The 12468-nt window shown below is 41.1% G+C and carries 14 protein-coding genes and 4 tRNA genes; all 18 read left to right on the forward strand.

The features are described 5' to 3' along the window. Positions 1-8: 8 nt before the first annotated feature. The 18 genes from tpiA (at position 9) to WC445_00585 (ending at position 12468) form a co-directional block, all read left to right on the forward strand. Positions 9-782: a triose-phosphate isomerase gene (gene tpiA / locus WC445_00500; protein MFA5128430.1), complete on the forward strand. Its 774-nt coding sequence runs from the start codon at positions 9-11 to the stop codon at positions 780-782. 5 nt (positions 783-787) lie between these two features. Continuing rightward, positions 788-1654, forward strand: a complete 867-nt coding sequence (locus WC445_00505; protein MFA5128431.1) for a ketose-bisphosphate aldolase — start codon at positions 788-790, stop codon at positions 1652-1654. Positions 1655-1669: 15 nt separating this feature from the next. Next, a complete protein-coding gene (locus WC445_00510; GenBank protein ID MFA5128432.1) occupies positions 1670-2452 on the forward strand; it encodes a tetratricopeptide repeat protein in 783 nt (260 codons plus the stop codon). Between the two features lie 57 nt (positions 2453-2509). Continuing rightward, positions 2510-2585, forward strand: a tRNA-Thr gene (locus tag WC445_00515). Between the two features lie 109 nt (positions 2586-2694). After that, positions 2695-2777: transfer RNA gene (locus WC445_00520), tRNA-Tyr, on the forward strand. Positions 2778-2785: 8 nt separating this feature from the next. Continuing rightward, a tRNA-Thr gene (locus tag WC445_00525) sits at positions 2786-2858 on the forward strand. A gap of 40 nt (positions 2859-2898) precedes the next feature. Further along, entirely contained in the window at positions 2899-3054 is a 156-nt protein-coding gene (gene rpmG, locus WC445_00530; GenBank protein ID MFA5128433.1) for a 50S ribosomal protein L33, read from the forward strand. A gap of 41 nt (positions 3055-3095) precedes the next feature. Next, complete coding sequence (locus WC445_00535) at positions 3096-4658, forward strand: fused MFS/spermidine synthase (protein ID MFA5128434.1); 1563 nt, start codon at positions 3096-3098, stop codon at positions 4656-4658. A gap of 21 nt (positions 4659-4679) precedes the next feature. Then, a tRNA-Trp gene (locus WC445_00540) sits at positions 4680-4750 on the forward strand. Between the two features lie 171 nt (positions 4751-4921). After that, on the forward strand, positions 4922-5410 hold the full coding sequence (locus tag WC445_00545) for a hydrolase (GenBank protein MFA5128435.1): 489 nt from the start codon (positions 4922-4924) through the stop codon (positions 5408-5410). A 244-nt stretch (positions 5411-5654) separates the two neighbouring features. Beyond that, positions 5655-6929, forward strand: a complete 1275-nt coding sequence (locus WC445_00550; protein ID MFA5128436.1) for a DEAD/DEAH box helicase — start codon at positions 5655-5657, stop codon at positions 6927-6929. Positions 6930-7028: 99 nt separating this feature from the next. Next, positions 7029-7232 (forward strand): cold shock domain-containing protein, encoded by a 204-nt coding sequence (locus WC445_00555; protein ID MFA5128437.1) that lies wholly within the window; start codon positions 7029-7031, stop codon positions 7230-7232. Between the two features lie 149 nt (positions 7233-7381). Then, positions 7382-8014, forward strand: coding sequence for a hypothetical protein (locus WC445_00560; GenBank protein MFA5128438.1), 633 nt, complete (start codon positions 7382-7384; stop codon positions 8012-8014). Positions 8015-8066: 52 nt separating this feature from the next. After that, positions 8067-8534 carry a 23S rRNA (pseudouridine(1915)-N(3))-methyltransferase RlmH gene (locus WC445_00565; GenBank protein MFA5128439.1) on the forward strand — a complete coding sequence of 156 codons (468 nt, stop codon included), beginning with the start codon at positions 8067-8069 and terminating at the stop codon, positions 8532-8534. A gap of 14 nt (positions 8535-8548) precedes the next feature. Next, entirely contained in the window at positions 8549-9334 is a 786-nt protein-coding gene (locus WC445_00570; protein MFA5128440.1) for an undecaprenyl-diphosphate phosphatase, read from the forward strand. Between the two features lie 13 nt (positions 9335-9347). After that, the gene (locus WC445_00575) at positions 9348-10340 is read left to right on the forward strand and encodes a glycosyltransferase family 4 protein (protein MFA5128441.1); all 993 of its coding nucleotides are present in this window, start codon (positions 9348-9350) and stop codon (positions 10338-10340) included. Then, positions 10337-11071: a glycosyltransferase gene (locus WC445_00580; protein ID MFA5128442.1), complete on the forward strand. Its 735-nt coding sequence runs from the start codon at positions 10337-10339 to the stop codon at positions 11069-11071. Before WC445_00575 ends, WC445_00580 begins: the two co-directional genes overlap by 4 nt. A 26-nt stretch (positions 11072-11097) precedes the next feature. After that, positions 11098-12468: a hypothetical protein gene (locus tag WC445_00585; protein MFA5128443.1), complete on the forward strand. Its 1371-nt coding sequence runs from the start codon at positions 11098-11100 to the stop codon at positions 12466-12468.

The raw sequence follows: 12468 nt of genomic DNA on the forward strand, positions 1-12468 counted from the left end.
ATTTTAATATGAAAAAAAAGATTTTTGTCGCCAACTGGAAGATGAACCTGACTGTCGCCGAAACAGAAAATCTTACGGAAAAATTGAGCCAAGAATTACGGACTCTCGCGGATAAAAAAACAGAAATAATTCTTTGTCCGGCTTTTCCCGCCCTGGACAATCTTTCAGCTATTTTAAAAAAAGAAAATCCCGCGGATTTTAAAATTGGGGCGCAAGATGTTTTTTGGGAAGAGAAGGGCGCGTTTACCGGAGAAGTTTCAGTGAAAATGTTAAAAGAAGCCGATTGCCAATATGTGATTGTCGGTCATTCGGAGCGGCGGAAAAATTTGGGAGAGACAGACGAGATGGTAAACAAAAAAGTAAAAATTTTATTAGAAAACGATCTTACTCCGATTGTTTGTGTTGGAGAAACTTTTGAAGAAAGACAAAAAGGAATTCGCGACGTCGTCGTGGCGCGAGAAACTGCGGCGGCGATGGATGGCGTAAATCTTTTTGGAAATAAAAAAATTATTATTGCTTACGAACCGGTCTGGGTTATCGGCACGGGCCAGGCAGTGGAGCCTGAAGACGCGGAACATTCTCATCGGATGATCCGCGAGGCGCTGTTTGAAATTTTTCCGGTAGACATCGTGGAAAAACATTTCCAAATTATTTATGGCGGCAGCATTGACGACAAAAATATAAAAGATTTTTTGGAGCGGGAAAATATAGAGGGAGTTTTGGTCGGCGGCGCTTCGCTTAAAACCGAAGAATTTGTTAAAATGATAAAAGCGATAGCATAATTTTTATGCCACTTGTCCACATCAAAAATTTATTGAAAGATGCGAGCCGCGGGGAATACGCCCTCGGCGCGTTTAACACGCAGAATCTGGAAACTACTTTGGCGATAATGCGCGCAGCCGAAGAAAATCGCGCGTCGCTTGTGATTCAAGTCAGCGAGGCGACGATTGATTACGCTGGTTTGGAATCAATCACGGAAATTATGAAAACCGCGGCGAAGAAGGAAATGAAACTCGGACGGGCGGCCCTGCATCTTGATCACGGGAAAAAATTTGAATCAATAGTAAATTGCATTAAGGCCGGGTTTTCTTCAATTATGATGGACGCATCGCATTTGCCCTTTCGAGAAAATATCGCGATAACGCGACGGGCGGCGCAATACGCGCATAAACACGGAGTTTTTGCTCAAGGAGAATTGGGGCGTCTCGCGGGCGTGGAAGATGTTGTTCGCGTTGCCGGACACGAAGCTTTTATGACGCATCCGGATGAGGCGGCGGAATTTGTTAAAAAAACCGGCATTGACACGCTCGCGGTTTCCGTTGGCAATGTTCACGGCATAATGAAAATAAGAAAAGGCGTGCCAAAATTAGACCTCGCGCGCTTGAAAGAAATCGGAAAAAAAGTTAAGGTCCCATTAGTGTTGCATGGCGCTTCAGGCATTCCAAAGGAAGAAATAAAAAAAGCGATAAAATTAGGTATCAGAATTATTAATATTGATACAGAAATCAGGTTGGCTTTTACGGATTCTCTTCGAACAACACTTTCAGGAGATAAAAGTATTTTTGATCCAAGGAAAGTTTTGACGCCCGCGATGACGGCGATGGAAAAAGTTGTGGCAGAGAAGATAAAGATTTTTGGCAGCGCGAGGAAATAATTTTAATTTTAAAGTATGTCTCCTTACGATATTATTCCATTAGGAATTATAGCACTTTCTTTGGCCGGAATTATTTTTATTATTGTTAAGAAATTTCCCATTTTGGCGTCCATTAATATTGAAACTATAAAGAGTGAGCAGGAGGCTGTTAAAAAAGAAAAAATAGTCGCGGAAAGACTTAGCCGAAAAATTTCCAGCATGGGAAAGTTTCTGTACGCGCTTCTTTTGCCGATCGGCCGAGTCCTAAAGTTATTCTTTTCAAAAATTTACGAGAAAGTTTTGGATTGGGAAAAAAAATATGGCAAGAAAAAGAAAAAGCCTATTTCGCTTCCTGATTCAGAGGAAGAAATTAAAACTCTTTTTTTTGAAGCGGAGGAATGTTCAAGAACAGGAAAGTTGGAAGAAGCAGAGCAAAAATGTATAGGTATTATTTCTCTCGATCATAAAAATATAGACGCGTATAAAAAATTGGGCGCGATTTACGTTGAACAAAAAAATTATGAGAATGCTTTTGAAACTTTCAGGCATATTCTCAAATTAAATCCCAATGACGTAGAGACGATTTTTGATTTGGCTTCACTTCATCGAGAGCGGGGAGAAAATGAGGAGGCACTCGCAAATTTCAAGCGAGCAGTTGAACTTGAACCGACAAGTCCTAAAAACCTTGATTTTTTAATTGATATAAGTATAATAGTAAAGAATAAAGATTTGGCCGAAGAAACACTTAAGAAGCTAAAAGAGGTTAATCCTGAAAATCAGAAGCTCGCGGAATTTGAAGAAAGAATAAAAGCAATGTAGGGCGATTTAAAAAAATTGAAGACCGCGCATAAACTTTTTTATTTTTAGCTATTTTAGGCCGTTGTAGCTCAGTCGGTAGAGCAACTCCATGGTAAGGAGTAGGTCGCCGGTTCAATTCCGGCCAACGGCTCCATTCTTTTTAAAACGGAGCCCCCAAACGAAGTTTGGGGAAACGCAGGGCGGCGAGCGTAGGGCAAGTCCCGGCCAGTTGGACGCAGCCGAAAGCTCGCAAGCCCAAGTAAGGGCAGGTACCGAAGTAGTCAAACGGGGCAGACTGTAAATCTGCTGGCTCACGCCTTCCAAGGTGCAAATCCTTGCCTGCCCATTGGGTTTGCCGATGTAGCTCAGCTGGTAGAGCAACGGTTTTGTAAACCGTAGGTCGCCGGTTCGAACCCGGCCATCGGCTTTGAAATAAAAATCTAAAATCATAAATCTAAAATAAATTTATGTCACAGGAAAATTTAATCAAAATGGAGTGTTCAGTCTGTAAGCACGTCAATTATTTTTCCCATAAAAATAAAAAGACATTGAAGAACAGACTGGAGCTCAAAAAATACTGCAAGTGGTGCAAAAAACACACTGCTCACAAAGAAACGAAATAAAAACCCGTCCGCCGTGGAGGCGGGCGCGTAATTTTTTCTTTATGCCCGAAGAGCGAAAGCAGGAAGTTCTAAAACTCCCGAGCCTCATTGTTTTCGTGAGCAGTTTTTGTCTCATGGTCTTGGAACTCGTGGCCGGAAGACTTATGGCGCCATACCTCGGCGTCTCTCTTTATACTTGGACAAGTATTATTGGTATAATTTTAGCCGGCATCAGTTTGGGGAATTATTTGGGCGGCCGCCTTGCCGACCAGAAACTTTCTAGGCAAATTTTAGGATCAACTTTTTTTCTCGCGGGAATTTCTTCCGCCGCCGTGCTTTATCTTGTCCCAACGCTCGGAACGGTTTTTGGGAAAATGAATTTGCCGCTCGCTCTTTCAACTTCTCTCTTTTCTTTAGTTATTTTTTTTCCGGCAAGTATGTTTTTAGGATGCATTACGCCGATGGTTATAAAGTTTGATTTAAAAAATTTGGAGAAAACCGGGCGGACGGTCGGAAAAATTTCCGCCATGGCCACACTTGGAAGTATTTTGGGAACTTTTGCCACGGGATTTTTTCTAATTTCTTTTTTTTCCACAAAGTTCGTGGTGATTGGCATTTCAGCAGTTTTAATTTTTTTGGGAATTTTGGTTTTTGGCCAAGGCCAAGGAAAAGGGTTATTAAAAGATAAGGCTAATATAATTTTCAGTTTGATTTTTGTCGGGAGTTTTTTTCTGCCACAAACCTGCGATAAAGAAACAAATTATTATTGCATCAAAGCGTCGGTGACAGAGAGTGAAAGCGAAGCGGCTCAGGGCTACATTTTAAAACTTGACCACTTAATCCATAGTTTTGTCTATCCGGGCCGCGAGGAAATTCTGACTTACGATTACGAAAAACTTTATAAATTTCTGACTGATTATTGGATAAACGATAACGGCAAATCAAATTTTTCAGCGCTTTTTTTAGGCGGCGGGGGATACACCCTGCCCAGATATTTTGAAAAAAATTATTTAAGCGGCAATCTTCTGGTGGCGGAAATTGATCCGGGCGTGACAAATTTCAATTATCAAAAATTAAGTTTAAACCCGGAAACGAAAATCAAGACCATAAATCAAGACGCGCGGATATATCTCCAGCGGTTGCCGGCCGACCAAAAATATGATTTAATCCTTGGAGACGCTTTCAATGATTTTTCCGTGCCGTATCACCTCACAACTCTGGAATTTGGGAAAGTGGTGAAGGAACATTTGGCGCCCGGCGGATTTTACGCCGTGAATGTGATTGATGATTACCAGCATGGAAAGTTTGTCAGTTCTTTTGTAAAAACCTTAGAAGAAATTTTTCCGTATGTATATCTTGCCCCACTCACCACAGATTGGCAAAAAGCGCACCGCAATACCTTCGTTGTTTTAGCGAATGAAAAACCAATAAATGAGGACCAATGGGCCGCGGTGCTTCGAGTATTGGAGCAAGGCGGGCAATATAGCAATATGGATAAAGCGAGTTATCTTGTGGGCAAAGATGAAACGCAGAAATTTTTGGAAGAAAAGGGAGCGATTGTTTTGACCGACGATTATGTTCCGACCGACAATCTCTTAGCGCCGGTTTTCAATTACGCGTATTAAAAAAATATCATAATTTTCCATGGGGGTGTAGTTCAGTGGTAGAACACTGGTCTCCAAAACCAGGGATGAGGGTTCGATTCCTTCCGCCCCCGCTTGGATAAATAAATCACATTTGTGATTTGTTTATCCATATGAGCGGAGTTGGAGAGAAACCTCGCACTGTAAGTCCGTTGCGGCCGTTTCTGCACCGAGGAGCCTCCGATTCCTTCCGCCCCCGTGGAAAATTATGATCTTAAAGTAGGAAAATAATTTAACTTAAAAATATGAACAACGAAAACAAAGAATGTTGCCCAAAATTTAATCCAGAAAAATGGGACGAAAAAACGTATACCTGGGATAACAAGCCGTTCATAAAAGAAACTATTCCCACATTTTTTCACATACCGCTTTCCTCAATGATTGGTAAAAAAGTTACTAAAATGTGCAAGATGATGGAAGATTCAAAAAAGGCAGAGGCTAATAGTGAAGATGTTTTATTATTATTTCACGATCCCAGCGCCTTTAAATCAGAAATATTTTTATCGGTTACCGGTCTGGTGGAAAACGCGAATAATGTAAATCTTTCCGGCACATTTGTTGCTAAAGTTTTTTCCGGCCCATATAATTCCATCCCAAAATTCGTAAAACAAATTGATGAATATTTGGCGGCGCAAGGAAAGAAAGCTAAAGATTATTATGTTCATTACGCCTACTGCCCCAAGTGCGCGAAAAAATACGGCGATAACTACATGATTTTATTTGCCCAGATTTAAATTTTGCCCCCAATAGAAAGTTTTGATTTAAAAAACAGGAATGTGAGTTCGCCAGAACCTGCTCCGAATCGGCCAAAAGCCGATTTTTAGTTTCCCTCCTTGACAGAGTTTCTTTTCCGTGTTATACTAAGTAATCTTAACTAATGTCGCGACTAATTTTTGTCCCGACAAGACTCGAACCTCTTTTGTGTCATGCATTAAATTATGTGGCCCCTATCGGAGAAATCGGGTCACTAATTTTTTTATGACAACAAAAACACAAACGGCTGTTCGCTTTAGCGATCTTGGTCTCTCGGGAAAAATGCTTTCCATTCTGGAACGGCAAAATTTTTCCGTTCCAACTCCTATTCAGCATAAATGTATTCCCTCGGCCTTGGAAGGGCGGGATATTGTGGGTATTGCTCAGACAGGCACGGGCAAGACCCTGGCTTTTGGTTTACCGATGATTGAGCGGTTGGCAAGAAACAGGGGACAGGCTTTGATTTTAATGCCGACAAGAGAACTTGCTCTTCAGGTTGATGAGGTTTTGCAGAAAATCGGACGCCAAATCGGCCTTAAAACCGCGGTCGTGATCGGCGGCGCGTCTTCATATCAGCAATTACAAATGTTACGTCGCAGACCGCACGTCGTGGTTTCAACACCTGGCCGTTTGATTGATCATCTTCAGCAAAAAAATTATTCGTTGCGAAACGTAAAAATTATTATTTTGGATGAAGCCGACCGTATGCTGGATATTGGTTTCGCGCCGCAACTCAAACAGATTTTATCTATGGCGCCGACCGAGCGGCAAACTATGCTTTTTTCCGCGACAATGCCAGGAGCGATCGCCCAAATCGCCGCGGGGCATATGAAAACCCCTATGCGGATTGAAGTTGCGCCGTCTGGCACTCCGGCTGAAAATATTGACCAAAAAATATTTATTATCAGTAAGGAACGAAAAATGCAGTTGTTGGATAAAACGTTGACTGATAATTTTGGGACAGCGTTGATTTTTGCCCGCACAAAATTCGGCGCTAAAAAAATCGCGGCAAATTTGAGCGCGTCAGGATATCGGGCGGCGGAAATTCATTCCAATCGGTCTCTCGCCCAGCGCAAAGAGGCACTCAACGGATTTAAGTCCGGAAAATATCGCGTGCTAGTTGCTACGGATATTGCTGCTCGCGGCATTGATGTTAATGACATTGCTATGGTTATAAATTTTGATTTGCCTGATAATCCGGAAGATTATGTCCATCGCATCGGACGCACCGGCCGAGCCGGAAATTCCGGCCAGGCAATATCGTTTGCCACTCCGGCGGAAACATATGACATTCGGCAGATTGAGCGGTTGATCAGACGAGCAATTCCTGTGGTGGGATTGCCGGTTTTGCCCGAGCGTCGCGTTAGTTTTCAAGAAACCGACCGAGGCCATAGTCGCGGAAGTGGCAACTTTGCCCGAAGCAAAAATCATAATTTTGGCGGCCGAAGCGGCAATTCAAAAAGAAGAAATCCGGGGAGACAGTGGAGAGGCCGTTCTTGATTTGACTTTTTATTAGGTTTAGTTCATACTTATATTATAAAAATTAAGTAGAAATATCGTCGAATTTCTACAGAGACTTTATTTATTTTGTCGTCGTTTATTATGAAAGGTACAATCAAAACCTTGGTAGCGGAAAAGAATTTCGGTTTTATCACCCCAGAAGACGGATCAAAGGATGTCTTTTTCCATGCCACAAGCCTTCAGGGCGTTGAATTCGGACAATTGCAATCAGGCGATGCTGTGACGTTTGACGTCGAGCAGTCGGAAAAAGGTCCGAGAGCCGTGAATGTTGCAAAAGAGTAAAAAATTCGAAAACAGAGCCAAGTAAAACGGCTCTGTTTTTGTTTTGTATTTAAACTATTTTCCCTTGTTATTTTCGGCAGTTTTTGCTATGATAAAGGAATAAATACGGAGAGGAATAGTCGTCGATTAATCATTAATTAATAAAATTTATGCCCAAAAAATTATTAGTTTTAGCCGCGATTTTTGCTTTGGCTCTTTCTGGCGCGGGTTGCGGAGAAAAAGAAGAAACGCCGGCGGCGGAAAATGAAAATAAAAACGCAAATGTCATCACGGCAAATGTTAACGGCACGGTTATTGAATTAGTTGAACCGTCGGAGCCGGGAGAAGAGGAAGTCGGCGGAGTGGAGTTTGTGGAGTATATTAATAAATCATTTGGTTACAAAATTGTCCGGCCTAACAAATGGTATTGGCAGCATCTTATCCAGAGAGAAATCGGCGAGGCCATGCCTGAGGTAGACGATTTGTTTGTTACCGATCCAAACCCGCTGCCAGCGCTTGGCACAGAATATCTCGGGAGAATTGTGATTGAAGTTTCAAGGAGAAGTTTAATAGACTTAGAAAGAAATTATTCTGATTTAACTTCTTCGGCCGTGACAGTCGGCGGAATTTCCGCGACAAAGTATGAGGGAGTGCGTTCAAACGAAATGGTGGAAAATCAGAAAATCATTGTTTATCTTTTCCAAAAAGACGGAAAGACTTACAGAATTGTTTACACGAAATTTAATAGCGTCGCAGAAGAAGAGGCAGTGTTTCAAAGAGTGGTAGAAAGCCTAAGTTTCTAAAATATAAATTAAAAGTTCCGCCGGGAGGAGGCGGAATTTTTATAGATCGCGAATGTTTAACGTTGTTCTTTTAGCTGTAGGAAAAGTTAAAGAAAAACATTGGCAGACGGCAGTGAAAGAATATTTGGCGCGGTTAAAGCCGTACGCCAGAGTTATTATTGAAGAAGTGGAGCCTGAACCATTTAAACGGGAATCGGACAAGGAAAAAGCAAAACAAAAGGAAGGGGAAAGGTTGCTCACGGCGTTATCCAAATATTCAGACAGCGAAATCATTATTCTTGATGAACGCGGTCGGGAATTAACTTCGCTGGAATTTTCTGAATTTTTTAGTCGTGAGCCGCGGCGTGTGGTTTTTGTTATCGGGGGCGCCTTAGGTTTCAGTGAAAATTTTTCCAAAAGAACTTTTACTAAAATAGCTCTGTCAAAAATGACTTTGCCGCACGAATTCGCGAGAGTGGTTTTGTTGGAACAAATTTATCGGGCGGCGACGATTGTTTCAGGAAAGAGTTATCATTATTGAGAATAATTTAGGATATGACTTTTTTTCACGCGATAATTTTGGGAATAGTTGAGGGTGTTACAGAATTTCTCCCGGTTTCTTCGACCGGGCATTTGATTTTGACTTCAAAACTTTTTCAACTTCCCTCAACAGAATTTTTAAAAAGTTTTGAAATCGCCATCCAGCTCGGAGCGATTTTAGCAGTAGTTGTTCTTTATTGGAAATCTTTCTTTGTTAAGTTTGAAATTTTGAAAAAAATAATTGTCGCTTTTCTGCCAACGGCGGCGCTCGGATTAATTTTTTACAAAATCGTCAAGCAATTTTTGTTGGGAAGCGAGGAAGTTGTTTTATGGGCGCTGTTTTTAGGCGGTGTTTTTTTGATTATATTTGAATGGAAATATAGTGAAAAACCGGACGCCGTGGATGGCGTGGAAAAAATAACTTGGCGGCAAGCGATAGTAATTGGTCTTTTTCAGTCGGTGGCGATTATTCCCGGGGTTTCCCGCGCCGCCGCGACAATTGTCGGCGGTTTAATTCTTGGTTTAAAAAGAAAAACAATTGTTGAATTTTCTTTTCTGCTTGCCGTGCCAATCATGGTTGCAGCTACCGGACTTGATCTTTTAAAAAGCGGCGGAAATTTTTCTTTGAGGGAGTTTGGCCTTATTGCCATCGGCTTTGCTTTTTCCTTTTTCACGGCGCTAGCGGCGATTAAATTTTTCTTGAATTTCATCAAAAATCATTCTTTTATTTTTTTCGGAGTTTATCGAGTTCTTTTGGCGCTTGTTTGGTGGGTTGGCGCGCTGTTTATCTTGCGGGTTTAAAATGATATAATGTATGAAGGTTTGTTTGTATCTTGAATTTAAGCGATTTTTAAAAGGTTATTTTTATAAAAACGCGGGAACAGGATTTTTATCATCCTTTAAAAATTATTTAAAAGCGCTGAGTTTGACCGAAGTGGAAGTCACGGAAAATTTAAAAGATAAATACGACGTTTTGCACGTTAACGTTCCATTTCTAAGATCTCTTTGGGCAGTTTGGCGAGCGAGGCGAAGAGGAATAAAAATTGTGATGTCGGCCCACGCTACGGCGGAAGATTTTAGGGGTGTCTGGCGGGCCAGTAATTTATTAATGCCACTCGCGCGCCGTTATTACAGGTTTGCTTACAACCAGGCGGATGTGGTGATTACTCCGACAATTTACACAAAAAGTTTGCTTCAAAAATATCCTTTGAAAAGAAGAATTGAGGTTACCTCTTGCGGCGTTGATTTTATAAAATTTTTTGTCGGAGGAGAGGGGAGAAATTATCAAAAATCGGAAAAGGAAATAGTTGTTTTTAATGTTGCGAATGCGATCCCAAGAAAAGGCATAGAGAGTTTTATTGGTCTGGCCCGGAATTTTCCCGATAATAAATTTTTTTGGTACGGAAAAATTTTTAAATCTTTTTTATATAAAAGGTTGCCAAAAAATTTACCGTCTAACCTAGAATTTAAGGGATTTGTGTCAGACATCATCGCGGCTTACCGAGACGGAGATATTTTTGTTTTTCCGTCACACGAAGAAAACCAAGGGATGGTTATTTTGGAAGCCGCGGCTGCCGGGTTGCCGATTTTAGTGAGAGATCTTCCGGCTTACCGAGAGTGGCTTGTTCATAATAAAAATTGTTTAGTGGCTAAAAACGAAGAAGAATTTCGAAAGTATTTAAATGAATTGATTTCCAACTCCGGACTTAGGGAGCGGTTGGGTGCGGCGGCAAAAAAATTAGCCGAATCGGAAGATTTAAAAATTATTGGAAAACGTTTGCAAGAAGTTTACCAAAGCTTAATATGAAAATATCGATAATTATTCCAGCCTACAACGAAGAAAAATTATTGCCGCGATGCTTAAAATCAATTTTTTCAGCTCATCATTCGGAAGAGCACGAAGTGATTGTCGTAAACAACGCTTCAACCGACCGGACAGAAGAAATTGCCAGAAGTTTCGCTGGCGTTAAGGTTGTCGCAGAATTAAATAAAGGAATCACAAGAGCTCGGCAGGCGGGATTTCTTGCTGCGAGCGGTGATATTTTGGTTTTCTTTGACGCGGACACAATTATTCCTCCAGATTGGTTTTGTGTTGCTGTGACAAAATTTAAATCTAATCCCAAACTAATGGGCGTTTCCGGTCCGTATCATTTTGAAGCAATATCTTGGTGGGCGAGGGGATTGGAATGGTTTTATAATTATGTTGTTATGCCGACCGGAGAATTTGTTTGGAAATTTATTCTGCGCCAGGGAGGGATAATGCTTCTGGGAGGAAATTTTGCCGTGAGGCGTGAAGCGCTTACGGCCGTGAACGGTTTTAACACAGAAATAGATTTTTACGGTGAAGATACAAATCTTACCCGACGAATGGCGAAAATTGGAAAAATTGATTACACGAATAAATTATTTGTTTATTCTTCTCCACGCCGCTTTGAGGGAGAGGGCGGGTTAAAGCTCGCGTTTAAATACGTTATAAATTTTTTAGGGGAATGGATTTTTAAAAAGCCGATAAATAAATCTTACGAAGATTTTAGATAAAATTTACTGGTGAATAAATTATTGAAATGAAGAACGGAAAAAATCATAATAATCATAATCACGGCTATCAGAAAGCGTGGGTTGTTACGGTGGATATGGGCTACGGGCATCAGCGCGCCGCTTTTCCGTTGAAGGGTTTGGCCTACGGCGGAAAAATTATTAATGCTTCCAATTATCCCGGGATGCCGCGTGTTGATAGAAATACCTGGAGAGAAAGCAAGAGATTTTATGAATTTATGTCGCGTTTCAAGCGGATTCCCGTGGTAGGAGAGGCGGCTTTTAATATTTACGACAAGCTGCAGGAAATACCTTCATTTTATCCCAAACGGGATCTTTCCGATCCGAGTGTGCAAATTGAACAAACTGTGGCTTTGATTAAAAAAAGAGAATGGGGCAAACATTTAATTCATACCTTGAATAAGAAAAAAATTCCTTTGATCACAACATTTTTTATTCCGGCTTTTATGGCTGAGGCCTGGGAATATGAAGGAGATATTTATTGCGTAATTTGCGATGCGGATATTTCGAGGGCCTGGGCGCCGCCCGATCCGACGCAAAGTAAAATAAAATATTTCGCTCCCAATTATAGGGTTGTTGAACGCTTGAAGTGTTACGGCGTGCGGGCGGAAAACATTTTTTTGACCGGCTTTCCGTTGCCTGAAGAAAACACGGGCGGGAGGTATCTTGGAAATTTACATCATGACTTGGGAATAAGACTTACTCATCTTGATCCTAAAAAAATTTATACTTCAAAATACGCGCTTACGATAGATGAATATTTAGGAACAAAATGGCCGCCGCCAAAGACAAACGGTTCGCCGACATTGATGTTTGCGGTTGGTGGCGCTGGCGCGCAACGGGAATTGGGAGTGGAAATAGTGAAAAATTTGGCGCATAAAATTAAGGCAAAAAAAATAAAAGTGATTCTTGTTGCCGGCATCAGGAACGAAGTAAACCAGTATTTTAAAAAGCACGTTAGACAATTGGGGCTCGGGGGACATCTTGATAAAAATATTAAAATAATTTTTGGCGAAAGCACTGAAGATTATTTCAAAAAATTTAATCGAGCGCTGAGAAAGGTTGATGTTTTATGGACCAAACCTTCTGAACTTTCTTTTTATACTGCTTTGGGTTTGCCTGTTATTATTTCTTCACCCATCGGTTCACAGGAAGAATTTAACAGAAAGTGGCTTATTGCGATTGGTTCTGGCATTGATCCTGAAGACGTAAAATACGTTGATCAGTGGTTTTTTGACTGGATTGATTCGGGCTGGTTTGCCCGGGCAGCAATGCAAGGATTTATGGAGGGAGGAAAATACGGGGCTTATAACATTGAGAAATTTATCAAACATAAACTAACTGAGGTAAAAGCAGTGAAGATGACTTTACAGTATTAA

Source organism: Patescibacteria group bacterium (genome assembly GCA_041650995.1).
GTDB lineage: Bacteria > Patescibacteriota > Patescibacteriia > XYB2-FULL-38-15 > XYB2-FULL-38-15 > JAHIRI01.

Coding starts and splice junctions, on each gene's coding strand:
- tpiA (MFA5128430.1), top strand. CDS start 9: ATGAAAAAAAAGATTTTTGTCGCCAACTGGAAGATGAACCTGACTGTC.
- WC445_00505 (MFA5128431.1), top strand. CDS start 788: ATGCCACTTGTCCACATCAAAAATTTATTGAAAGATGCGAGCCGCGGG.
- WC445_00510 (MFA5128432.1), top strand. CDS start 1,670: ATGTCTCCTTACGATATTATTCCATTAGGAATTATAGCACTTTCTTTG.
- rpmG (MFA5128433.1), top strand. CDS start 2,899: ATGTCACAGGAAAATTTAATCAAAATGGAGTGTTCAGTCTGTAAGCAC.
- WC445_00535 (MFA5128434.1), top strand. CDS start 3,096: ATGCCCGAAGAGCGAAAGCAGGAAGTTCTAAAACTCCCGAGCCTCATT.
- WC445_00545 (MFA5128435.1), top strand. CDS start 4,922: ATGAACAACGAAAACAAAGAATGTTGCCCAAAATTTAATCCAGAAAAA.
- WC445_00550 (MFA5128436.1), top strand. CDS start 5,655: ATGACAACAAAAACACAAACGGCTGTTCGCTTTAGCGATCTTGGTCTC.
- WC445_00560 (MFA5128438.1), top strand. CDS start 7,382: ATGCCCAAAAAATTATTAGTTTTAGCCGCGATTTTTGCTTTGGCTCTT.
- WC445_00565 (MFA5128439.1), top strand. CDS start 8,067: ATGTTTAACGTTGTTCTTTTAGCTGTAGGAAAAGTTAAAGAAAAACAT.
- WC445_00570 (MFA5128440.1), top strand. CDS start 8,549: ATGACTTTTTTTCACGCGATAATTTTGGGAATAGTTGAGGGTGTTACA.
- WC445_00575 (MFA5128441.1), top strand. CDS start 9,348: ATGAAGGTTTGTTTGTATCTTGAATTTAAGCGATTTTTAAAAGGTTAT.
- WC445_00580 (MFA5128442.1), top strand. CDS start 10,337: ATGAAAATATCGATAATTATTCCAGCCTACAACGAAGAAAAATTATTG.
- WC445_00585 (MFA5128443.1), top strand. CDS start 11,098: ATGAAGAACGGAAAAAATCATAATAATCATAATCACGGCTATCAGAAA.